At 60.9% G+C, this 23,361-nt stretch carries 19 protein-coding genes, 2 tRNA genes and 1 pseudogene; 12 read left to right on the top strand and 10 right to left on the bottom strand.

Translation table 11 applies throughout. From position 1 onward, the window contains the following. Window positions 1-222: 222 nt before the first annotated feature. A complete protein-coding gene (locus FEV16_RS00510) occupies window positions 223-444 on the top strand; it encodes a hypothetical protein (protein WP_138165661.1) in 222 nt (73 codons plus the stop codon). 153 nt (window positions 445-597) lie between these two features. On the opposite strand, the gene FEV16_RS00505 is transcribed toward FEV16_RS00510, so the two are convergent. Beyond that, entirely contained in the window at window positions 598-882 is a 285-nt protein-coding gene (locus FEV16_RS00505; RefSeq protein WP_138165660.1) for a PsiF family protein, read from the bottom strand. 665 nt (window positions 883-1,547) lie between these two features. Then, window positions 1,548-1,622: transfer RNA gene (locus FEV16_RS00500), tRNA-Thr, on the bottom strand. 251 nt (window positions 1,623-1,873) lie between these two features. On the opposite strand from FEV16_RS00500, the pseudogene FEV16_RS17100 reads away from it, so the two are divergent. Then, a pseudogene (locus tag FEV16_RS17100) lies at window positions 1,874-2,098 on the top strand (transposase); the annotation flags it as partial. Window positions 2,099-2,270: 172 nt separating this feature from the next. On the opposite strand, the gene FEV16_RS00490 reads toward FEV16_RS17100, so the two are convergent. The 3 genes from FEV16_RS00490 to FEV16_RS00480 form a co-directional block, all read right to left on the bottom strand. Further along, complete coding sequence (locus FEV16_RS00490) at window positions 2,271-3,107, bottom strand: transglutaminase family protein (RefSeq protein WP_138165658.1); 837 nt, start codon at window positions 3,105-3,107, stop codon at window positions 2,271-2,273. Window positions 3,108-3,117: 10 nt separating this feature from the next. Next, window positions 3,118-4,065, bottom strand: coding sequence for an alpha-E domain-containing protein (locus FEV16_RS00485; protein WP_138165657.1), 948 nt, complete (start codon window positions 4,063-4,065; stop codon window positions 3,118-3,120). Window positions 4,066-4,129: 64 nt separating this feature from the next. Next, window positions 4,130-5,590 (bottom strand): circularly permuted type 2 ATP-grasp protein, encoded by a 1,461-nt coding sequence (locus FEV16_RS00480; RefSeq protein ID WP_138165656.1) that lies wholly within the window; start codon window positions 5,588-5,590, stop codon window positions 4,130-4,132. Window positions 5,591-5,879: 289 nt separating this feature from the next. Here FEV16_RS00480 and FEV16_RS00475 point away from each other — a divergent pair, with 289 nt between their 5' ends. Together FEV16_RS00475 and FEV16_RS00470 are read left to right on the top strand one after the other, a co-directional pair. Continuing rightward, entirely contained in the window at window positions 5,880-8,033 is a 2,154-nt protein-coding gene (locus FEV16_RS00475) for a carbohydrate porin (protein ID WP_246657097.1), read from the top strand. Between the two features lie 33 nt (window positions 8,034-8,066). Continuing rightward, on the top strand, window positions 8,067-10,211 hold the full coding sequence (locus FEV16_RS00470; protein ID WP_138165654.1) for a carbohydrate porin: 2,145 nt from the start codon (window positions 8,067-8,069) through the stop codon (window positions 10,209-10,211). 134 nt (window positions 10,212-10,345) lie between these two features. On the opposite strand, the gene FEV16_RS00465 is transcribed toward FEV16_RS00470, so the two are convergent. The 3 genes from FEV16_RS00465 to FEV16_RS00455 form a co-directional block, all read right to left on the bottom strand. Continuing rightward, window positions 10,346-10,627, bottom strand: a complete 282-nt coding sequence (locus FEV16_RS00465) for a hypothetical protein (protein WP_138165653.1) — start codon at window positions 10,625-10,627, stop codon at window positions 10,346-10,348. Further along, entirely contained in the window at window positions 10,624-11,100 is a 477-nt protein-coding gene (locus tag FEV16_RS00460) for a glutathione peroxidase (RefSeq protein WP_138165652.1), read from the bottom strand. The genes FEV16_RS00465 and FEV16_RS00460 overlap by 4 nt, the downstream gene beginning before the upstream one ends. Before the next feature lie 151 nt (window positions 11,101-11,251). Beyond that, entirely contained in the window at window positions 11,252-12,754 is a 1,503-nt protein-coding gene (locus tag FEV16_RS00455) for a sigma-54 dependent transcriptional regulator (protein WP_138165651.1), read from the bottom strand. A 279-nt stretch (window positions 12,755-13,033) separates the two neighbouring features. Here FEV16_RS00455 and rdgB point away from each other — a divergent pair, with 279 nt between their 5' ends. From rdgB to FEV16_RS00430, 5 genes are all read left to right on the top strand, one after another. After that, a complete protein-coding gene (gene rdgB, locus FEV16_RS00450) occupies window positions 13,034-13,663 on the top strand; it encodes an RdgB/HAM1 family non-canonical purine NTP pyrophosphatase (protein ID WP_138165650.1) in 630 nt (209 codons plus the stop codon). A 130-nt stretch (window positions 13,664-13,793) separates the two neighbouring features. After that, window positions 13,794-15,311, top strand: coding sequence for an aldehyde dehydrogenase (adh, locus tag FEV16_RS00445; RefSeq protein ID WP_138165649.1), 1,518 nt, complete (start codon window positions 13,794-13,796; stop codon window positions 15,309-15,311). A gap of 113 nt (window positions 15,312-15,424) precedes the next feature. After that, entirely contained in the window at window positions 15,425-15,832 is a 408-nt protein-coding gene (locus tag FEV16_RS00440; protein ID WP_138165648.1) for a DUF779 domain-containing protein, read from the top strand. Between the two features lie 167 nt (window positions 15,833-15,999). Continuing rightward, window positions 16,000-16,084: transfer RNA gene (locus FEV16_RS00435), tRNA-Tyr, on the top strand. A 213-nt stretch (window positions 16,085-16,297) separates the two neighbouring features. Further along, window positions 16,298-17,392, top strand: coding sequence for a HupE/UreJ family protein (locus FEV16_RS00430; RefSeq protein WP_138165647.1), 1,095 nt, complete (start codon window positions 16,298-16,300; stop codon window positions 17,390-17,392). Between the two features lie 25 nt (window positions 17,393-17,417). Here FEV16_RS00430 and phaC read toward each other — a convergent pair whose 3' ends face one another. Together phaC and ald are read right to left on the bottom strand one after the other, a co-directional pair. Further along, the gene (gene phaC, locus FEV16_RS00425; RefSeq protein WP_138165646.1) at window positions 17,418-19,403 is read right to left on the bottom strand and encodes a class I poly(R)-hydroxyalkanoic acid synthase; all 1,986 of its coding nucleotides are present in this window, start codon (window positions 19,401-19,403) and stop codon (window positions 17,418-17,420) included. A gap of 232 nt (window positions 19,404-19,635) precedes the next feature. Beyond that, window positions 19,636-20,766: an alanine dehydrogenase gene (gene ald, locus FEV16_RS00420; RefSeq protein WP_138165645.1), complete on the bottom strand. Its 1,131-nt coding sequence runs from the start codon at window positions 20,764-20,766 to the stop codon at window positions 19,636-19,638. Window positions 20,767-20,894: 128 nt separating this feature from the next. On the opposite strand from ald, the gene FEV16_RS00415 reads away from it, so the two are divergent. From FEV16_RS00415 to FEV16_RS00405, 3 genes are all read left to right on the top strand, one after another. Then, window positions 20,895-21,296, top strand: a complete 402-nt coding sequence (locus FEV16_RS00415; protein ID WP_138165644.1) for a DUF3775 domain-containing protein — start codon at window positions 20,895-20,897, stop codon at window positions 21,294-21,296. 123 nt (window positions 21,297-21,419) lie between these two features. Next, on the top strand, window positions 21,420-21,758 hold the full coding sequence (gene smbP / locus FEV16_RS00410; RefSeq protein WP_138165643.1) for a small metal-binding protein SmbP: 339 nt from the start codon (window positions 21,420-21,422) through the stop codon (window positions 21,756-21,758). Window positions 21,759-21,902: 144 nt separating this feature from the next. Beyond that, window positions 21,903-23,339: an amino acid permease gene (locus FEV16_RS00405; protein WP_138165642.1), complete on the top strand. Its 1,437-nt coding sequence runs from the start codon at window positions 21,903-21,905 to the stop codon at window positions 23,337-23,339. The last annotated feature ends 22 nt before the right edge of the window (window positions 23,340-23,361 follow it).

The following is a 23,361-nucleotide window of genomic DNA, read 5'->3' as shown; positions in this document are numbered from 1 at the left end:
TGTGGGTTACTACGGCGGCTGAAGGCTCCGGCCACGGAAGCTCCGATTACGGGGGTCCCTCAGCGCCGCGCGTAGGCGCGGGGTTTGCGCCGGGCAGTCCTGAACTCTCGACTATCCTCCACACAAGCCGACGCCGACGCCGATATTCATGTGGGCTGTAACGTCAGATTAACCATGTTAATCTAAGCGAGTGCAGTTTGACGCGCGACAGGAGAATCAACCATGGCGATCAACATCAGGACCAAGCTCGGAGCCGCTTTGGCGATTGGCGTTCTCGCCGGCCTCTTGTCGGGGCTGCTTTCCCTGCTGCTTTTGGTTGTGGCGGGCTTCCTGATCGCCTGGGGCCAAAACCCGCAGGGCACGGAGGCCTTTTTCGAAAGCCTTCCCTTTGGCAATTACAGCTCGAAGGCCTTCTCGCGTTTGAGCGCGCTCCTTTCTGAGTGAGCATCGCGCACGGACCAGTCCGCGCGGCGCCCATTCAGAAACCAGCCAGCAGGCAAAGAGTCCCGCACTAGATCCGCTCAGCTGAAAGCGTTTTCTTCAGGGCAGCAACAGATTCGGCGGGCGCCACAGACGCCGCACGATGCCCATGATGTTTTACTGCGCGCTCGGCTTCCCTACCGCGTCCTTGACGCACTTCTTCGTGAAGCTCGTCTTGGCGGCGCCCGCCAGCTTCTTGTCAGCCGCGGCGGCATCGCACGAAGCGATGGCCGCGTCTTTTTCGCACTTTTTCATGAAGCTGTTCAGCGCCGCGCCATGGAGCTTCTTTTCGCTCGCCTGTGCGGCGCAGTCCGGAGCGACCGTCGGCGTTTGAGCGAAAACGGCGCCGGAAAGCAAAACGCCGCCAGCGCAGATGGAAGCGGTCAATATCCTTCTCAGCATGCTGTCCTCCTCAAGAATGCGCGCTTCACCGCTAGTACAACCAAAGAAGCGCGACCAAAGAAGCCATCCCGAGAGCGTCGAACACGACGCCTTCCCACGTCGGGCCGATCCACGTTCCCAGCGTGAGCAAGCCGACTCCTGCGACGAGAGATGCAAACGACGCCCCTATTCCGGAGCGGCTCGGGCGCTTAGCCATGACATCCTCTCCAATCTTGAAGATTGCCAAGATGAGATAGGCGGCCGCCCTGGTTCACTGTCGTAAATCCGCGAGCTCCTCCGCCCTCAAATAAGCCCCGAACCTATTCGGAGAGAGACGGGCGCAAGCTTACGTAGAGAGGCCTAGTGAGGCGACAAGCATTGGCGACTCTCCATTGGCGGCCACTTGCGCACAAGCTTCGCGCGGCTCGGCAATTTCGCAGTTGCGAAAAAGCAGCCGCCGACGTATTGTGGTTGACGTAAGTTCGATGCCTTCACCTTAAGTTTTGTCGCCGCGCTGGGCTCCAACCCATGCGCGGCGATTTCTTTTTGAGCCGCCGGTCCAGAAGGCGAATGCGCTACCCAGTTTTCACCTAACTTTGCGCGCGTTTTGGCGTTCCGTTCCGTCCCGAACGTGGTGAAACGTCGCGCGCGTCTCTCGCAAGGTCGTGGATTTCCTTAGAGAAAGCTGGTGCTGCAAGAGAGGATTGAACTCTCGACCTCTCCCTTACCAAGGGAGTGCTCTACCACTGAGCTACTGCAGCGTTTGATCGCTCGAAACGACTGAAACGGCGTCGAGGATTTCGGCGACTGTGTGCCACAGGGGCGCATAAGTCGCAAGCGCGTGCACTATCCCCCGGCGGCGGATCTGAAGACCACAACCCTTGACGTCACTGATTAAGCTAAGGTTGTGTTACATATTTATACAACTTAAGGTAGAGTTAACCATTATGGCCTCCGGCGGACCTTTGGCTCCAACCGGGTCGACGTCGCTCACGCCGCGGCGGAGGATCAATTGATTGAAAATTACCTTTCTGAAGAGCTTTGGCATGCCGTCGCCCCCGTCCTTCCTGGAAAAGCAGGCGATCCCGGCTGCAGGGGACGCGACAACCGGCTTTTTCTTGAAGCGGTGTTCTGGATCCTTCGCACCGGCTCGGCATGGCGCACCCTGCCGCCGCATTTCGGCAAATGGTACACAGCCTACACGCGCTACCACCGCTGGCAGAGGAAGGGCGTCTGGCCGTGCATCGTCGTGGCGCTGAACGAGAGCGGCGCCTGCGATCTTCAATACAATGAATATGGCCTGCGCTTCGTATCGGGCGTTGAAACTGGCTTGTGTGCGCCTTCGCGACAAGACATCGAGCCGCCGGAAAGCGCGGTGCTTGGCCCGGCGATCTGTCTCTTAGATCCCGCTACTGCGACTGTGATTGGGACTGGCTGAAGACGGGCATCTGCGCCACACGCACCTTGACGTCCATCGTCTCCTCGGCGCCGCCGGATCGCGCGCCGCGGATTGGCGCGGCGCCGAGATAGTCGAGCGCCACCGCGACGCGCACATGATTTTCGTGCGGCGAAACGCCATGCGCGGGGTCGAAGCCCACCCAGCCAAGATCCTCGACATAGGCCTCGGCCCATGCGTGGCCGGCGACCTGATCCTCCGCATCGGTGCGAAGGAAATAGCCGCTCACATAACGCGCCGGCGCGCCGATCTCACGCGCGCAGGCGATGAAAAGATGCGCGAAGTCTTGGCAGACGCCCATGCGATGCTCGAAACATTCCGCAGCGGTCGTCGCCGCATGGGTGGCGTCAGCGTCGAATGTGAATGATTCATGGAGCGCGCCAAGCAGCGCATGGAGCTTGCCGAGCGTTCCGCTTTCCTTCGATGCAGTTTTGCGCGCGAATTCGGAGATCCCGGCGCTTGGCGACGTCAGCGGCGTCTCCCGCATGTAAACGATCGGCGGAAAACGTTCGACCGCGCCCGATGCGACTCCGGCCGTGTCGAAGGTCGTCACCTCGCCCTCGACGACGGTGGAGATCGACTCGAGCGGTCCATCCACGGAAAAGCGGTGGAGCATATTGCCGAAGGCGTCCTCCGACTGCACCAGTCTGCAATCGCGATCAACGTCGATGCGCCAGTCGACGACATGCTGCCCGTCGTAGTTACGTGGCGTCAGGCGTAGGTGCTGCACCGCCATCCGCGGCGGCTCTGCATAACGATAGGTCGTCTCGTGGCGTATGCGAATGCGCATCGGTCTTCGCTTAGAAGAGGTATTGCTCGGAAATCAGTGCGCCCAGCCGGTTGTTCTCGGCGATGAAACCTTGCACAAATTCATGCAGGCCGCCTTGAAAGACGCTCTCCATGGTGAGTTTCTCAAGCTTGCCGTAAACGCCACGGGCGTGGCGCTGCGATGCGCCCTGGCGGCCATGGGCGCGGGCGAGACTATCAAGATTGCGCACGATCGATTCATAGCAGGAAATGAGGGAGCGCGGCATTTCAGGCCTTAAGATGAGGAGATCGGCGACGAGCCACGGCTTCATGCTGGTGCGATAGACCCAGTGATAGGCGGTGTGCGCCGACACGGCGCGCAGAATGGCCGACCATTGGAAATAATCGAGCGAACCGCCAACAACTTCCTTCTGGGGCAGCAGCACATGGTATTTCACGTCCAGCAGACGCGCCGTGTTGTCGGCGCGCTCAATGAAAAGCCCGACGCGCGAGAACCAATAAGCGTCGTTGCGCAGCATAGTGCGATAAGCGCCGCCGTCATAGGTCAGCGAGGTCAGCTTGATGACTTCGAGAAAGCGCGCAAGCTCCTCGGCGCAAGGAACGCCGTCGCGCGACTCAAGCGCGCGCATTTCGAGATAGGCGTCGTTAATCGACTCCCACATTTCAATCGTCAGCGCCGTGCGCACGGCGCGCGCATTGGAGCGGGCGTGCTCAAGGCAATTTCGGATCGATCCCGGATTCTCGGGAGCGAAGGTGAGAAACGCGATGACGTTCGCTTCATTAACAGGACGTCCGCAGCTTTCGAACGCCAGCGCCGCCCCCGACGACAGCAATACGCTTTCCCATTCAGTTTCGTCGCCGCCATACGCCTTCGGCAGCGCCGCGAGTCGGCGTGACGCCTGGATGGCGCGCGCCAGAAAATCGGCGCGCTCCATGTAGCGGGCGAGCCAATACAAATTGTCGGCGGTGCGGGAAAGCATCAGCTCGTCCGGTTATGAGCGCTCTGGCGATCGTGGATAATCATTACGGAGAACGAGCGTCTCGTCACGCTTGGCCCATCGCCTCCTCGTCGACCCAGGCGTCGTCAATCACCCAAGTGTCTTTGGTCCCGCCGCCCTGGCTTGAATTCACGACGAGCGATTTCTCCGTCATGGCGACCCGGGTCAAGCCGCCCGGCACGACCCGCGCGCCATTTGCGCCTTGCAGGACGAAGGGCCGCAGATCGACATGACGCGGCGCGACGCCGCTCGCCAAAGCGATGGGGCATGTGGAGAGCGCCAGCGTCGGTTGCGCAATGAAATTCTGCGGATGCGCCTTAAGCTTTGCTTGAAACTCCTCGATCTGCGCCTTCGACGCATGGGGCCCAACGAGCATGCCGTAGCCGCCAGAGCCGTTGACTTCCTTGACGACGAGCTCTTCGAGGTGGTCGAGGACGTAAGCCAGCGCTTCGTCTTCGCGGCAGCGGAAGGTCGGAACATTCTGCAACAGCGGCGCTTCTCCGAGGTAAAACTTAATAATGTCAGGCATGTAGGTATACATCGCCTTGTCGTCGGCGGCGCCGGCGCCAACTGCATTCGCCAGCGTCACATTGCCTGCGTGATAGGCGCCCATCAGGCCCGCGACGCCCAGCGCCGAATCCGGGCGGAAACATAGCGGATCGAGGAAGTCGTCGTCGATGCGCCGATAGATCACGTCGACGCGGCGCGGACCTTCGGTCGTGCGCATATAAACCACATCATCGCGAACGAAGAGATCTCGGCCCTCGACAAGCTCGACGCCAAGCTTGTCGGCGAGAAACGAGTGTTCGTAGAAGGCCGAATTATATTGGCCCGGAGTCATCAACACGATCGTCGGATCGCCATTGGCGTGCGGCGGCGCGACCGAGCGCAGGGTCGCGAGCAGCTCGTCGGGATAGTTTTCGATCGGCGCGACGCGATGCAGCGCGAAAAGCTCGGGAAAAAGCCGCATCATCACTTCGCGGTTCTCGAGCATGTAGGAGACGCCCGAGGGCGTACGCGCATTGTCTTCTAGAACAAAGAAACCCTGATCGTCGGTGCGCACGATGTCAACGCCGGCGATATGCACGAAGATGTCATAGGGCACGCGACGGCCCGCCATTTCGGGACAATAGGCGGGGTTGCGATAGACGAGATCGGCTGGAACGACTCCGGCCTTTAAAATCTCGCCGGCGCCATAGATGTCGGCAAGAAAGGCGTTGAGCGCGGCGACGCGCTGAATGAGGCCCTTTTCCAGCGTCGCCCATTCGCTGCGCGCGAGTATGCGCGGCAGGATGTCGAAGGGAATGAGCCGTTCGGTCGCTTCCTGCGCGCCATAGACCGCGAAAGTAATGCCGATGCGCCGAAACAGGAGCTCCGCCTGCTCGCGCCGCGAGGCCAAGAGTTCAGGCGGCGTTTCGGCGAGCCATCGCGACAGCTTTCGATAAGGGGCGCGGATACGGCCGTCCGCCCCAGCCAGTTCATCGAACTGCGTCAGGCGTGAGTCCATTGCGAGAACTCCCTTTTGGCGGCGTTAAGCCTTGTTTTCAGCGGCTGCCGGCCCTTTTCTGCAATTCATAGCAAGGACTGCGCCAATGGCGCTGCGAAAATCTGTCACAGAGTTTTACTATTGGCCGAAAGATGATTCGCGCTCGGACGCATGAAATGTTCTCGCGCAGCCTTATCGCTTATTAACGGAGACGCAGCCGGCACGGCTCTAAGAAACGCGCATGCATAGGCCGCGATCCCGCCCATATTCGAGCGCTCACGCCATGCTACATAGGGCGACGGCGATCGCCGTGGCGCACGCTTTTTTTATCTTCTTTCTTGACTTCGCCTTTTGCGCGCTAAGTTCGAGCGCGCGCGCCGAGGATGCGTCGCCGCCGCTCTTCAACTGGGCCGGCCTTTACATGGGCGCGAGTCTGGGGGGCGGCTTTCCGCTGCATCCGGGCGAACGGCTTCAGGCGGCAAGCGGCTTCGGTTCGCCCATTTTCGATCTTTATCCTCCGAGCGCGACGCGCCCCGGCGTCACAGTCGGCGCGCAGGCTGGATATAATTGGCAGAAAGGGCACTGGGTCTGGGGTTTCGAAACGGACTTGAGCCTTCTCGACGGAAGGCGGGGGCCGACCGGCATATACTTGGCTTCGCCCGCCTATCCGCCGCCGCCATTCTTCTCGCTTGCGTCGAATTCAAGCGCCAATTTCTTCGCAAGCATTCGCGGACGAGTCGGCTATGCGTGGGACCGCTCGCTTATTTATTTTACGGGCGGCGTCGCGGCGGGCGGCGCGAGAGGTCCGGCGACACTGACGCTCGGCGCCGGCGGGCCCGATGCGATTTTCTATGCGCCCTGGTCGCAATCCTCGCGGATGAAATATGCGATCGGCGCCGGGTTCGAATACGCCTTCGCCGACAATTGGTCGGCGCGCGCCGAATATCTCTTCCTCAATCAATCTCTGAACACACAGCTCTTCGATAATGGCGCGGACTTTACCTATGTGTCGCGTGTACGCAACGAGAACCATCTGTTGCGCTTCGGACTGAATTTTCATTTCGGCGAAGACAATCGAATTCCGGGCGAGATCGAATATGGACGGCCGCAAACCGGACGCAACGGCCATCATGGCGGCAACGGCCAGAACTCCGGCAAGGACGAGAGCGCCGACGCGCATGACGCGCCGGAACTCTATAGCGTCCACGCGCAGACAACCCATGTCGTCCAAGCCTATCCGCGTTTTCGCGCGCTCTATGACGGCCCCAACAGCTTTCCGTCAGGCGGTAAGGCGAATGAGGGCTCGACGACCAATCTCTTCCTTGGCCTCCGCCTCTGGGAGGGCGGCGCCGCCTATCTCAATCCAGAGGTTGATCAGGGCTATGGCTTGGCGAATTCAGTGGGCGCCGCGGCCTATGTGAACAGCGCAGTCGCAAAGGTTGGACGCGCCGCGCCCTACATGCGATTCCAACGCTACTTTCTACGTCAGATCATCGGATTGAATGAAGACGGCGCGAAAGAGAGAGATTCGGATACAGGCTCGCGGAGCGAGGTGCTCGAATCGACGCAAAACCAGATTTCGGGCAAGGTGGACAAGGATCGGATCATCATCACGCTTGGAAAATTCGCCGTCGGCGACGTGTTTGACGACAACATCTATGCGCATGATCCGACCACTGGCTTCCTCAACTTCGCGTTCAATACGATGGGCGCCTTCGACTACGCGGCCGACGCCTGGGGCTATACCTATGGACTTGCGGTTGAATGGAAGCAGGACTGGTGGACCGCGCGCGGCGGCGTGTTTCAGCTCCCGACCATCCCGAACGGTTTGGACATCGAGCCGCAAATATTTCGACAATTCATGGGCGTCGTCGAATTTGAGGCGCGCTATGAGGTTTTCAACCAGCCCGGCGCAATCAAATTCCTCGCTTATGGCGACAACGGTTACATAAGCAAGATCGACAATGTCATACGTTACGCCTATCTCGCCAACGATTTCCCGCCGCGCGTCGACACTGCGCGCGGGCGCGCGGTGAAAACCGGCGGCGGGATAAACATCAAGCAGCAGATCGCGCCGCATCTCGGCTTCTTCCTGCGCGCCAGCATGACCGACGGCCGCTATGAAACGGTCGCCTATACGGATGTCGATCGGCAGCTCTCGATGGGCGTCGTCGCTGGCGGGGCTCTATGGGGACGCGACGACGATGAGATTGGCGTCGCCGGCGCCTTGGGCGGACTGCATGGCGATCGCGTGCGCTACTTCGAACTTGGCGGAACGAGCGTCTATATCGGCGACGGCGCGCTGTCATACGCCGGCGAGAAGAATATGGAGGCCTATTACAAAATCGGCTTCGGCAAGGACATGGACGCGACCTTGGATTACCAACTCCTTGTCAATCCCGCGCATAACAGTGCGCGCGGACCGATCAACGTCTTCGGCTTGAGGCTTCGGGCGGCGTTTTGATGAGAGGCGTCTCAAAAAAAGAGAAGCTTTGAGATGCGTTATTCTCAGCGCCCTTCCGTGACGATTGGTCGCTCATCACGGAAGCGGCGCCTGCTAGCGGTTTTACTGGCTTTTCTCTTCCCCTTCGCGGCATGGGCGGAAGACGCGCCGCCGCCGGTTTTCAATTGGGCGGGCCTTTATCTCGGCGCGAGCTTCGGCGCCGGCTTTCCTTTGCATCGCGGAGAGCGCCTGCAGGCGGGCAGCGGCTTCGGCTCGCCGGTTTTCGACCTTTACCCGGCGAGCGAGACGCGAACCGGCGTCACGGTCGGCGCGCAGGCCGGATATAATTGGCAACATGGCCCTTGGGTCTGGGGCTTCGAGACCGAACTGGCTTTGCTCGATGGCCGCCAACCTCCTAACGGTCTCTTCGCCACGTCGCCAGCCTATCCGGGGGCGCCGATCTTCACGCTGAATCCGAGCCCCGCAGCTAAATTTTTTGCGAGCGTTCGTGGACGCTTGGGCATCTCCTATGACCGCGCGCTGCTTTACTTGACCGGCGGCGTCGCGGCGGGCGGCGAACGCGGAGCCGCGACGCTTTCTTTCGGCGGAGGCAACGACTTCGCGGCGAATTGGTCGCAGTCCTCGCGAATGAAATACATTATTGGCGGCGGCCTCGAATACGCTTTTGCCGCCGACTGGTCGGCGCGCGCGGAATATCTGTTCCTCAGCCAGTCGCTGAACACGCAAACCTTCGATAATGGCTCGTTCTTCCTTTACCACTCGAGGATTCGCAACGAAAACCACATCCTGCGCTTTGGCCTGAATTACCATTTCGGCGAAAGCGACAGAATCCCGGGGGCCCTGGAATATGGCCCGCACAGGAACGTTGGCGACGGCGGGGATAAGGAGGACGACGTCAAGACCGAACGCTATAGCGTTCACGCCCAGACGGTGAGCGTTGTGCAAGGCCTGCCGAGATTTCCCGCCAAATATGATGGACCGGGCAGCTTTCCTTCGCGGGGCATTTGCAATGCCCTCACCCAGAACAATTTATTTCTCGGTCTGCGCCTTTGGGAAGGAGGAGCGGTCTATCTCAACCCCGAAGTGGATGAAGGCTTTGGACCTCACAATGCGCTCGGCGCAGCGGCCTACCCAAACGGCATCGCGCAGAAACTGGGGCGCGCCGCGCCCTATATGCGCTTCCAGCGTTACTTCCTGCGGGAGATTATCGGCCTCGATACGGATGGCGACCGTACGCATGACCCCGACGAAGGTTCGCGGAGCGAAGTGCTCGAATCGGTGCAGAACCAAGTCTCGGGCAGGGTCGACAAGGACCGTATTATCATCACGCTCGGTAAATTCGCCGTCGGCGACGTTTTCGACGACAATATTTACGCCCATGACCCCACGACAGGCTTTCTGAACTTCGCCTTCAACTCGCTGGGCGCGTTCGACTACGCCGCCGACGCCTGGGGCTATACCCACGGACTCGCTGTCGAGTGGAAGCAAAATTGGTGGACGTTACGGGGCGGCGTGTTCCAGCTTTCGTCGATTCCCAACGGCCCGTTCATCGAACAGGAATTGTTCCGCCAGTATATGGGCGTCACGGAGCTCGAGGCGCGTTACGAAATGCTCGGACAGCCTGGCGCGATCAAATTTCTGCTCTTCGGCGACAACGGCCGCTTCGCGAAATATCAGGACGCGATCAACCTTGCGCTTGTGAACGGAACTCTACCGCCTGATCTCGAGCCGGCGCGGCGGCGGCATTTCAAGCCGGGCGGCGGCGTCAACATCAAGCAGCAGATCGTGGAGAATTTGGGCTTCTTCCTTCGCGCAAGCATGTCCGACGGACGTTATGAGATCGTCGATTACACGGACTTGGATAGGCAGCTCTCGATGGGTTTGGTGGCCGATGGCGCCGCTTGGGGTCGCGAAGATGATGAGATCGGAGTCGCGGGGGCTCTTAGCGGGATTACGGGAGATCATGTCGCCTACTTGGGACTCGGCGGCCGCGGCGTCTTTATCTACGACGGCGCGCTCACCTATGGCGGGGAAAAGAACTTGGAGGCCTATTACAAGCTCGGCTTCGGCAGGAATATAGACACAACCTTCGATTATCAGCTCTTTGTCAATCTCGCGCACAACAGCGCGCGCGGCCCAGTCAACGTTTTTGGCCTGCGTTTGCGCGCCGCCTTCTGAATAAGGCTTTCCACCTTGTCATTCCCGACAGGCCGAAGCCCTGATCAGGAATCCAGAGCCGCAACAAACATCGCGGAGCTGTTCTGGTTTCCCTATCGCTCGCTTCGCGAGCATGGGGAATGACATTGACTCCTTCACTTGAGATATCGCGGCAGCTTTTGCTCGAAGTCGGGGAAATAGCGCGCGATCACGCTGACGTCGAAGCGCGCGAGAATGCTTTCCTTCGGTTCACGATCGAGGAGAAAGCAGAAGGCCGCGTTTATGAGTCTTTCCGCATCGGCCTCGTCGCTCAGCCGCTCAAAATCATTTCGCGAGAGCGTAACGCGGTGTCGCGTTTCGCTTCCCGCGTCGCAAACAGTCGCCTCAAAGACGAGCGGATCATTGTCTTCAATCATCCGCACGTCGATGGCGGTCACAGCAGCGCCTCCAAATCCTTTGCGATCTGCTCTGGCGTGTCGGTCGGCGCGTAGCGCTTCACGACATGTCCGTCACGGTCGACGAGAAATTTCGCGAAATTCCATTTGATCGCTTCAGATCCGAGAATTCCCGGCGCCTCGCGCTTGAGCAGGCGATAGAGCGGATGCGCGTTGTCGCCATTGACGTCGATCTTCGCGAACAGGGGAAAGGTGACATCGTAATTGGCTGAACAGAAGGATGCGATCTCCTTCTCGGACCCCGGCTCCTGCGCGCCAAATTGGTTGCACGGAAATCCTAGGACGACGAGTCCCCGATCGGCGAATTTGCGGTAGAGCGCTTCGAGCCCGGCATATTGCGGCGTGAAGCCGCACCGGCTTGCAACGTTGACGATCAGCAGCGCCTTACCAGCGTAATCGCCAATCTTCTTTGTCGCGCCGTCGATTGTCGTCGCTTCGATGTCAAGCAGAGTCATAGCGCCCTTGCGCAGGAAGGAGTCGCGTCAGATCCGCGACTAGAGAAGGTTCCGAAAAAGTTGACAGACCTTTTCGATGAGAACCTGCTCCAACGTTTGATTTTGAGCGATTCCTTATCGATCACATGAGTCCATGTGATCGCGAAGCGCTCTAGGCGACGAGCGTAGAGGAAGGCTCCGATTCGCTTTCGGATTCTTCCTCCAGCCCGTATTCCTTCATCTTGCGATAGAGCGTCGAGCGCCCGATCCCAAGCCGCCGCGCGATTTCCGACATTTGGCCGCGGTAATGCGCTAAGGCGAAGCGGATCGTCGCCGCCTCGATATCTTCGAGCGTGCGCATTTCGCCATTCGCCGCGATCAGCGGCATCGCATTTGGATCTCGTATTTCGACTCGCACGATCTCGCGTTCGCGCTGCGCCGTTCCGGCGGCGCCGGGCGCAGGCGCAGGCGGAACGCGCACTTCATAGCCTTCGACATGAGCGGCGATCTGCGGAAATTCGGCGACGGTCAGCTCGTCGCCATCCGCCAGCACGACCGCGCGAAACACGGCGTTCTCCAATTGGCGGACGTTGCCAGGCCAATCGTAACTTGTCAGCAGCGACAGCGCTTCTGACGTCAGCCCGCGAATGTTGCGCCCTTCTTCGGCGGCAAAACGCGCGGCAAAGCGCCGGGCGAGATCGGCGACGTCCTCACGCCGCGCGCGCAGCGGCGGAATGCTGATCGGGAAGACATTGAGGCGATAGAAAAGATCCTCGCGAAACAGACCGCGCTTGACGCGATCGATGAGATTTTGATTGGTCGCTGAGATCAATCGAATATCGACCCGGATCGGACGTTTGGCGCCGACGGGATCGATTTCCCCCTCCTGCAGCGCGCGCAATAGCTTCACTTGAACGTCGAGAGGCAATTCGCCGATCTCGTCGAGAAACAGCGTGCCGCCATTCGCTTCAAGGAATTTACCGGTGTGCTTCTCGGTTGCGCCTGTAAAGGCGCCCTTCTCGTGGCCGAAGAGAATTGATTCAACGAGATTGGCGGGAAGCGCGCCGCAATTGACGGTGACGAAGGGCTTGCCCTTGCGATCCGACGCCCCCTGTATGGCGCGCGCGACGATCTCCTTGCCGACGCCCGACTCGCCTTCGAGGAGCACCGGAATTGAGGAATGCGCGGCGCGCTGGCCGAGCCGAATGACGCGCGCCATGTCGTCGCTGCGCGAGACGAGGTCTTTGAAAGTCAGCGCGCCTTGCGCCCGGCGGCTGATGCGGCGCACTTCGTCGGCGAGCGCGTCGGCTGAGAGCGCGTTCTTGATCGAAATCTGCAGACGTTCGGCGCCGACCGGCTTGACCACGAAGTCATGCGCCCCGGCGCGCATCGCGGAAATGACAGTTTCGATCGAACCATGCGCCGTCTGCACGATCACCGGCGTCGCGAGCTTCATGTCCCGCATGCGGGTGAGCACGCCCATGCCGTCGAGGTCGGGCATGACCAGGTCCAAAATCAGTAGGGCGATGGGTTTGGCGCCGATCTGTGTCAGTCGCGCAATGGCCTGCTCGCCGCTTTCGACGGTTTCGGCCTCGTAACCAAATCGCCGCGTCATAGCTTCCAGGAGACGACGCTGAACAGGATCGTCGTCGGCAATAAGAATGGTTGAGGTCATTTCATCCCTTGCGTCCGGGAAAAATCGAGCGGCGAAACTCGCCGCGTCTGGCTTGGCGCCTCCCGGAACCGTCTTCTCGGCTCCTCAATCGTTGCCAAGCATAGTAAAGGCGGGGTTAACCACGCCAAGAGGAAGACTTTTTAGCGCTTTCCGGCCCGTCGTCCAAGGCGAAAAGAAGGCGCCAGCGCTTTGGCTGGCGATTCGCGCCCCGCTTCGTGGCGCAAACTGAGCTAGGGCCGCGCCCGCCGCCGCGCTAAAAGCCGCGGCGGAGGAAACTTGATGAATTCGCGCAAGATCGTCGGCAAGCTCGTCATCGCGACGCATAACCCTGGAAAGCTCTGGGAACTCAAACAATTGCTGGGGCCGCATGGCGTCGAGGCGATCTCGGCTGGAGAACTTGGGCTTGAGGAGCCGGAGGAGACGGAGAAGACGTTTGCCGGCAATGCGCTGCTCAAGGCCCGCGCCGCCGCCATTGCCTCCGGCTTTCCCGCTTTCGCCGATGATTCAGGTCTCTGCGTCGACGCGCTCGACGGCGCCCCTGGCGTCTATTCTGCGCGCTGGGCTGGCGAGGATCGCGATTTCAAGGCCGCCTGCGCGCGGGTCGAGCGCGAGCTTGAGGCACGCGGCGCCAAGCCGCCTTATCGCGCGCATTTTGCCTGCGCGCTCGCCGTCGTGTGGCCAGACGGCCATATCGAGCAGTTCGAAGGCCGCGTCGATGGCGACCTCGTCTTCCCGCCCAAAGGCGAGAAGGGCTTCGGCTATGATCCGATCTTCAAACCCGACGGTCTCGACAAGACTTTCGGCGAGATGATGTCGGCGGAAAAACACGCGCTGCCGGGCGACGGTTCGCAGGCGTTATCGCATCGCGCCCGCGCCTTTCAAGCGCTGGCGAAGGCGTGTCTAGACTGATCGCGGTCATTTGCGGGCAAGCGCAAGAAACCTGCGCTCGTGGCATGGCCCTCCGCACTTGGCGTAACGCCGCGCTCCGACTACCTTCCTATAAAAAGCGCCGCCGACGCGAAATTAGAGGAAACGCCCCATGACCAAGCACGAAACTTTCGCCGCGCTCAAACCGCCGTTCAAACCGCGCTACGGCAATTTCGTCAATGGCGAATGGGTGGACGCGAAATCCGGCCGCGTCTTCGACAATATCTCGCCGATCACTGGCCAGAAGGTGTGTGAGATCGCGCGCTCAGACAAGGACGACATCGAGGCGGCGCTCGATGCGGCGCATGCCGCGAAAGACGCCTGGGGCAAAATGAGCCCGGCGGAGCGCGCCGTGATCCTTAACCGCATGGCCGACGTTATGGAGGCCAATCTCGGCCTGCTCGCCACGGCCGATACCTGGGACAATGGCAAGCCGATCCGCGAGACGATGGCCGCCGACGTTCCGCTCGCGATCGATCACTTTCGCTATTTCGCCGGAGCCGTTCGCACGCAGGAAGGCGGAATCTCCGAAATCGACCACGACACCATCGCCTATCATTTCCATGAGCCGCTTGGAGTCGTGGGGCAGATCATTCCGTGGAACTTTCCGCTCCTGATGGCGACGTGGAAGCTCGCGCCGGCGCTCGCGGCCGGCAATTGCGTCGTCATCAAGCCCGCCGAACAGACGCCCGCGAGCATTCTCGTTTGGGCGGAGCTTGTCGGCCACCTTCTTCCGAAAGGCGTTCTCAACATCGTCAACGGCTTTGGACTTGAGGCCGGCAAGCCGCTCGCGTCATCGAACCGCATCGCCAAGATCGCCTTCACCGGCGAGACGACGACTGGCCGGCTCATCATGCAATACGCCAGTCAGAATCTGATTCCAGTGACGCTGGAGCTCGGCGGCAAGTCGCCCAACATCTTTTTCGAAGACGTCGCGCGCGAGGACGACGACTATCTCGACAAGGCGGTCGAGGGCTTCGTGATGTTCGCGCTCAACCAGGGCGAAGTCTGCACATGCCCGAGCCGAGCGCTGGTGCATGAGAAGATCTACGATCGCTTCATGGAGCGCGCCTTGAAGCGCGTCGGCGCAATCAAGCAGGGCAATCCACTCGATCCCGAGACGATGGTCGGCGCCCAGGCGTCATCGGAGCAGCTCGAAAAAATCATGAGCTACATCGATATCGGCAAACAGGAAGGCGCGAAGGTGCTTGCCGGAGGCGAACGCAACACGCTTGCCGGCGATCTCGCCGGCGGCTTCTACGTGAAGCCGACCGTGCTCGAAGGCCATAACCGGATGCGGGTGTTCCAGGAAGAGATCTTCGGTCCCGTCGTGTCGGTCACGACCTTCAAGGATGACGAGGAGGCGCTCGCCATCGCCAATGACACGCTCTACGGCCTCGGCGCGGGCGTGTGGAGCCGCGAGGCCAATCGTTGCTATCGCTTCGGCCGCGCCATTCAGGCGGGACGCGTCTGGGTGAACTGCTATCACGCCTACCCCGCGCATGCGGCCTTTGGCGGTTATAAGCAGTCGGGAATTGGGCGCGAAAATCACAAGATGATGCTCGACCACTATCAGCAGACGAAGAACATGCTGGTGAGCTACAGCGAGAAGAAACTGGGGTTCTTTTGACGCCGCTATTGTTCCCATCGGGACGTCGCGGACTGTCGTTCGCGGCAGGCCGGCGTTTGCTCTGGATTCCCGATCGCGCGCTTTGCGCGCGTCGGGAATGACAAGCGACGGAGATGTTCGCCTTGAAGGAAGATTGTCCGGCAAGAGTCGTCGCCACCCCCGCCGCCCTCGATCTGATCGATCGGCTGCGGCGCGAACATGGCGACCTCCTCTTTCACCAGTCGGGCGGTTGTTGCGACGGCTCGGCGCCGATGTGCTATCCGCAAGGAGACTTCCTTATCGGCGACGCCGACGTTCTGCTCGGCGAGATCGGCGGCGCGCCCTTCTACATTGGCGCGGCGCAATTCGATTACTGGAAGCATACGCAACTCGTCATCGATGTTGTGCCCGGCCAAGGCGGCATGTTTTCTCTCGAAAACGGCAGCGGACTGCGATTCCTGACGCGCTCGCGGATTTTTTCCGACTCGGAGCTGGCGCAACTGTCCTCTCCAGCTTCGGTCGGCGCGGATCCCCGCCATTAACCCGCTGAGTGGCGGTCGCTCTGCTAACTGTGATCGCGCAAGGGCAGCATCCGGGCGGCCATGGGGTTCCGAGCGGGAGTTTAAGGTTGACACTGGGCGGCCAGGGCCGCATATGCCGCTTCACCGGCCGCGCTCAACGCGGCCGCCGTCTCGTTGCGCGAGACGATGGGGGAATGTCCCGAGCGGCAAAGGGGGCGGACTGTAAATCCGCTGGCTAAGCCTTCGTAGGTTCGAGTCCTACTTCCCCCACCATCGATATAAATCTCCTTTATGCAGGCGAAATTAATCGCAATTCCTCATGGCGCGTCCAAGTTTTCGGGGCGCGACCGATAACATTCGCGTTTCAATCTTTTCGCCTGCGCCGGCCGCGCGAAGGCTTGCGCCTATTAATGCTTTCGCTTGCGCTGTCTTGTCCGCGGCCGGCTCCTTTGGCATGTTGCGCGGCCACGAATAAAGGGAGCGCATATGACTGGGGTTTTCAGGATAATGGCCGCCGCAATTCTGTATTGCATCGGCTTCGGGGCCCCGGCCTTAGCGCACACGCCCGATATTTCGACCGGCAAGATCGTCCCCAAGGAAAACCGCGTCTATATCGTCGACGTCGGCTTTCTCGCCACCGATCTCGAGCGCATGTTCCAGGACACGATGGGCGAGCGCATCGGCGTCGATCTCTCTGCGCCGGGCGCCCTCGAAGCCGAGATCGGCAAATTTGTCGAGAAGCGGGTCGCGATGCGCGACGGGACCGGCCGCGCCTGTATCGCCAATGTCGTCAAATCCGGCGAAGACCCGACCAATCAAGATAGCGCGCTCATCGTGCTGCGCTTTGATTGCGGCGCGACGACCGGCACGCTCTTCTATGACGCGACGAAGCTCCTCGCCGCACAAGGCGCGAAAGGCAAACACCTCGTCACGCTCGAGGGGACCGACAACGCCGGCCAGACCATGCTCTATCCGGACGATCCCCCGCTCGATCTTTCGAAGCCGTTGGAAACGACCGGCGAGCTGATGTGGAAGTTCCTTAAGGCCGGCGTCGAACACATTGTCACGGGCTACGACCATTTGTGCTTCCTGTTCGCCCTCATTCTGTGGGCGACCCGCATCTGGCCGGTCGTCAAGATCGTCACCGCCTTCACCATCTCGCATTCGATCACGCTGTCGCTCGCAGCGCTCAACATCGTCACCTTGCCTTCAACCCTGGTCGAGTCGCTGATCGCCGCGTCGATCGTCTTCGTTGCAGTGGAAAATTACTTCTCACGCGACGTCGACAACCGCTGGCGCAACACATTCTTCTTCGGCTTCATCCACGGGTTCGGTTTCGCGTCGGCGCTGACCGAAATGGGCGTGCCGCAAGGCGGCGTCGTGACGGCGCTTGCCGCTTTCAACATCGGCGTCGAGCTTGGCCAGATCGCCATCGTCTTCGCGGTGATGCCGATCCTGTTCTTGATCGACAAGCAGACGGGCGGCAAACGCAGCGAAAAACTTGTCTATGTCGTCTCGGCGCTGATTGCGGTTGCCGGCGTCTATTGGTTCTTGGAGCGGATCGGGGTTCTTCCAGGGTAAAGATCAAGACCTGAGTATTCGGGACCTATCCCCCCACCCGCACATATTCGCCGGGGGCGTCGCAGATGATCTTGAGCTTGCCGCCCCCGGGCGGGCGCGCGGGAACTTTCTTCGGCGCCTGCGCCGATGCCCAGACGAGCCAGTGCGGCCACCACGAGCCCTGCGTTTCCTTTGCCTTTTTCAGCCAATCCTCGAAGCGACCCTTCGCGGATCCTCCAATCCAATATTGATATTTGCCCTTCGACGGCGGGTTGATGATTCCCGCGATATGGCCTGATCCGCCAAGCACAAAGGTCACGTCGCCGCCGAAGAACTTCGCGCCGCGAAACACGGATTGCGCCGGCGCGATATGATCCTCCTTGGTCGCGATCTCAAAGACGGGGATTTTGACCTGGCGCAGATTCAATCGCACGCCGTCAATGACCATTTCGCCGCGTGCGAGGCGATTTTCGAGATAGCAGCTGCGCAGATAAAAGGAGTGATTGGCCCGCGGTATGCGCGTCGAGTCCGAATTCCAATATAAGAGATCGAAAGCGGCGGGCTCGACGCCCTTCATGTAATTGTTGACCACGTAATTCCAGATGAGTTCGTTCGGCCGCAGCATGTTGAAGGCGTTGGCCATCTTGACGCCTTCGAGATAGCCGGTGCGCGCCATGCTTTCGTCAAGCGCCGCGAGCCGCGCCTCGTCAACGAAAATCTGCAGATCGCCCGCATCCGAGAAATCGACTTGCGTCGCGAAGAAGGTGACGCTGTCGATGCGATCGTCGCCAGTCGCGGCCATATAGGCGAGCGTCAGCGCGAGCAGAGTGCCGCCGACGCAATAGCCCGCAGCCGCGACCTTGCGTTCGCCGGTCGCCTTCTCGATCACGTCGAGCGCGGTCAGCACGCCTTCATGCATATAGGCTTCAAACCCCTTCTCCGCCTTGGTCTCGTCTGGATTGACCCAAGAGATGATGAAGACAGTGAAGCCCTGCTCGACGGCCCAGCGCACGAAGCTCTTCTCGGCGTTGAGATCGAGCACATAGAATTTGTTGATCCAGGGCGGCGTAATAAGCAGCGGACGCGCGTAGACCTCCGCCGTCGTCGGCTCATATTGAATGAGCTCCATCACGTCATTGCGCCAGATCACCTTGCCGGGCGTATTCGCCAGGTCAACGCCGAGTTCGAATTTGCGCGCCGCGCTTTGACGAATCTTTAAGACGCCGCCGCCCGCCGAAATATCTTCCGCGAGCATCTTCAAGCCGCGGACGAGATTCTCGCCCTTGGCGTCGATCGTGGCGCGCAGCAGTTCGGGATTGGTCGGCACGAAATTCGATGGCGAAATCGCGCTGGCGATGAGTCGCGTATAAAAAACGGCTCGAGCCTTTGTCTGCGGGTCAAGGCCTTCGGCCTTCTCGACCATGTCCCCGGCCCAGCGCGACGCCAATAGATAGGATTGCCGCAGCCAGTCGAAGAACGGGTTTTCATTCCATTCCGGCCCGGCGAAGCGCTTGTCGGAGCGATCGGAAGGGACGATCGGGGCGGCGTCCTCGCCGCTGTAGCGGCGCAACGTCTGGCGCCAGATCTCGCTCAGCCCACTGTAAAGATCAGCCTGGGCGGCCGCGGCGCGCTCTGGTTTCGACAGCCAATATTCCGCAACGGCGCCAAGTGTTTTGGTTGCATCGGCGACGCTCGCGGCGAGTTCGCTGCGCGCCTCCTCGGGATTGGCGCCGCCGATCGCCGCGGCCAGCGCCTTACGGCCCTGGTCCACAAGCTGCGCCATGTTGTCGGCGATCGATTCGATGTCAAGCTTGGCGAATGTCTCAAGACCGCCAAGCGGCGTAACTGCGCCGGCGCCGGCAGGCCGCGTCTGAACCGCCTCCTTAGCCGAGCGGCTCGACGTTTCAGATTTTTTTGTCGGCGTTTTTTTCTTAGCTTTTTCCGGCGTCTCAGCCTTGCGCGCAGAACCCTTTTTTGCCGGAGCCCGTCGCCTTTTGCTGGCCGCAGGGTCCTGGTCCTCACTCGCGCTCATGCCGTTATCCCGCCTGTCTTCAAATGAGGGCCGCGCGGCGCCGCCGCGTCTACTCGTCTAACAATTGCCCGCCGATGAGAAAAGCTCTACCGCCCCGCCGGCAGAAGCTGCGCCTCACGACGTAAGCTCGAATTATTACAATGCAATATTGACCTCTCCCCGTCGCAACGCCCTCCCGAAGCAAATAGGCGAAAAGGTCGCAGGCCGTCGGCCACAGGAGCACAGGAAAGCGCTATGCGGCCCCGGCGCTGTCCAAGACGTTAAGGTTCGACGACAGCGGCAGACCATGCGCGGCGGCGACCGGCGCGGAAAGTATCCTTCCGGCGGAAATCTCCAATCCTGCCCGAAGATGCGGATCGTCCTCAACCGCGCGGCGCCAGCCCTTGTTGGCGAGCGCCAGAACGAAAGGCAATGTGGCATTGTTGAGCGCGAAAGTGGAAGTGCGCGGCGTGATCCCCGGCATGTTGGTGACGCAATAATGCACGACGCCGTCAACGACATAGGTCGGGTCGGAATGGCTCGTCGGCCGTGACGTCTCGCAACAGCCGCCCTGATCGATCGCGACATCGACGATCACAGCGCCGCGCTTCATCGTCGCGAGCATGTCGCGCGTGATCAGGATGGGCGCCCTGGCGCCTGGCGCGAGCGCCGCGCAGATGACGAGATCGGCCCGCTTCACCGATTCGGCGATCGCCGCGCGGGTCGAATAAATCGTGCGAGCAGCGAAACCGAAACGTGTTTCGAGCCGGCGGAACGCGTCGGGGTTGCGGTCGGCGACCAGCACGCTCGCGCCCATGCCGAGCGCAATCGCCGTCGCCTGAACGCCGACGCTGCCCGCGCCGAGGACGAGGACGTCAGCAGGCGGCACGCCCGGCGCGCCCGCGAGCAGAACGCCGCGGCCGCCCGCCTGCTTTTCGAGAAAATGCGCGCCGACTTGCGTCGCGAGACGCCCGGCGATCTCCGACATTGGCGCGAGCAGCGGCAGTCCGCCGCCAGGCGCAGTGACGGTCTCATAGGCGATGCAATGCGCGCCGCTCGCCATCAGCTCGCGCGTGAGCTCAGCGTCCGCGGCAAGATGGAAATAGGTGAAGAGCACGTGGTCCGGCTGCAGAAGGGCGATTTCACGCCGTTGCGGCTCCTTCACCTTCACAATCAACTGCGCCACGCCGAAGAGAGCTTCGGGGCCGTCGACAAGGTTTGCGCCTGCGGCGGCGTAATCGAAGTCGGAGAGCCCGGCGCTCGCGCCCGCGCCGCGCTCGATGAAGACCTCATGTCCCGCATGGGCAAGTTCGGCGACCGAAGAGGGCGTCAGCCCGACGCGATATTCGTTGTCTTTGGTTTCCTTCGGCGCGCCGACACGCATTTCCGGCTCCAAAAAAAGTGGCGTCGATTCTCTATAAAAATCTCGCCTCGGAGAGATATATGCAAAGGGCGTCCCTTCGCCACAAGGGCGAAGGTCAAGCAAGTTTTAGCGAAGAGGCGAGAAGAGCGATGCCCACGATCAATACGGACAAGGTCTGCTTCGTCGCCGTCAAAGCGCGCGAGCTTGAAAGCGAAGACGAGGGCATGGACGCGGACGCCTCCAATCCCACGGATGATCATTTCGTCAGCGTTTTGACTGAGGACGCGTTCGCCACCACGCGCGACGAGATTTCGTCCTTTATCGAATCCATGGACATCGACGAGCAGATCGAACTGGTCGCGCTAATGTGGGTGGGACGCGGCGATTTTGCCGCCAGCGAATGGAACGAGGCTGTCGCTCAAGCGCGGGCGCGGCATGAAGGGTCCACATCGGCCTATCTGCTCGGCGTTCCGCTTCTCGCCTCATTCCTTGAAGGCGGCCTCGCGGAGTTTGGCGAAAGCTGCGAGCTTTACGCGGCCGACCGGCAGTGAGAGCGCTACGAAGCTGAATGCCTCGGACGTTTCGCCGCGATTGAGAATTACGGTCAGGCCCTCGATACGGGAGCCGAAGCGACCATATTTACGGTCATGCGGCGAAACAACGAGGAGACGTCTATGAATCGCAGGATTTTTGCAACCGCTCTGGCTCTATCCATTGCAGCTTTCTTCGCGCCACGATTGGCCTACGCGGAGGATCATTTGGGCGAAGCCATCACCCACACCAAACAGGCAATCCAGGAAGGCAAGGCTGGAAAGGCCGACGCTCTGACGATGCATGCGGAAGAAGGCCTCAAGCATGCCAAGGCCGCCGAAGCCGAAAAGCCGAACGAGCATACGAAACAGGGCATCTCGCATCTCGAAATGGCCATCGACCACGGCAAGCAGAAACACGCCGATGTCGCGACCAAACACGCCGAAGAAGCGCTGACCCATCTCGAGGCCGCGAAGAAATAGGCTGAATCGCCTTTGACAGAACAAGAGAGCGGTCCGAGTAGGGCCGCTCTTTTTTGTGGCCTGCATGAAGCTCTACGTCCATGACAGCGCCGGCCGGATCGCTTAAGGACGTCGTGGCGGATACGCCTGCCGACGGGCCCTTTGATGAAGCTTTCCTCTCCGCTGCTGCGCGCCAAATCCATCGAATCGCTGCAAGCCGAAGCCGACCGATCAGGCGGTTTTCGTCGCGTGCTGGGCGTCTGGCAGCTCACTGGAATTGGCCTTGGCGGATTGATCGGCGTCGGCATTTTCGTGCTGACCGGCGTCGTCGCGGCGACTCAGGCGGGACCAGGCGTCTCGCTCTCCTTCCTGATCGCCGGCGTCGCCAGCGCCGCGGCGGCGCTCTCCTATGCCGAATTCGCCGGCATGATTCCCGTCGCCGGCAGCGCCTACACATACGCCTATGCGGTGCTCGGCGAACTTGCCGCCTGGATTATCGGCTGGGACCTTCTCCTCGAATATTCGCTCGTCGTCGCCGTGGTGGCGATCGGTTGGTCCGCCTATTTGCAGGCGCTCATCTCACAATTTGGCATCGCGCTTCCTGAATGGGCGAGCGGCGCGTCGGGAACGGGCGTGGGCCGCATCGTCGATCTCTTCGCTGCCCTTGGCGCGCTTGGCGTCGCAGGCTTGCTGACACTGCGCGTCGAGCTTGGCGCGCGCTTCAACACGGCGATGGTCGTCATAAAGATCGCCGCGGCGCTGTTGGTGATTGCAGCGGGCATCCCCCATGTGCGCATAGAGAACTGGTCGCCCTTCATGCCTTTCGGCTTTTCCGGCGTCGCGCAAGGCGCGGCCGTCGTGTTCTTCGCCGTGTTCGGCTACGACACGCTGACGACCGCCGCCGAAGAAGCCCGCGCGCCGCAGCGCGACGTGCCGCGCGCCGTTCTTCTGTCGCTCGTCGTGGCGCTCACCCTCTATATTGCGATGGCGCTCGTGCTCACCGGCGTCGTGCGCTACGACACGCTCGATAATCCGGCGCCGGTTGCGACCGCTTTCGCGTCGCTCGGCCTGCCCTGGGTCGCTTTCATCGTGTCGCTTGCCGCGGTCGCCGGCATCATCAGCGTTATGCTCGCTTTTCTTCTCGCCTGCGCGCGCATCTGGTTCGCCATGAGCCGCGACGGTTTGCTGCCGGCATGGTTTTCGAAGCTACATCCGCGCTTCCACACGCCTTATCGGCCAACGCTGATCGCCGGTGCGCTGACCGCGCTCGTCGCCGCGCTTTATCCGATCAAGGAAGTAGCGGAGCTTGTGAATATCGGCACGCTCTCCGCCTTCGTCGTCATCTGTTCAGCGATCATCGTGCTGCGGCGCACGAGGCCGGATGCGCGCCGCAGCTTTCGCGCGCCTTTCGTTCCTTTCACGCCGCTCGTCGGCATCGGCTTCTCGCTTTGGCTCTTGTCGCGTCTTCCGGCAGTCGCCTGGGAGCGCTTTGCGATCTGGATGGCGATCGGCCTCGCCGTCTATTTTCTTTATGGGCGCAGGCGCAGTCGGCTGGCGGGCGACGAAGGCGCAAAATCTCATGGCTCTGGGCAAGCTGCGTGAATCGGTCCCCTTTGCCTTCAGA

Source organism: Methylocystis sp. B8 (assembly GCF_005771425.1).
Classification (GTDB): domain Bacteria; phylum Pseudomonadota; class Alphaproteobacteria; order Rhizobiales; family Beijerinckiaceae; genus Methylocystis.
The sequence above is the reverse complement of the archived record's forward strand: the minus strand, read 5'-3'. Positions and strand labels throughout refer to the sequence as shown.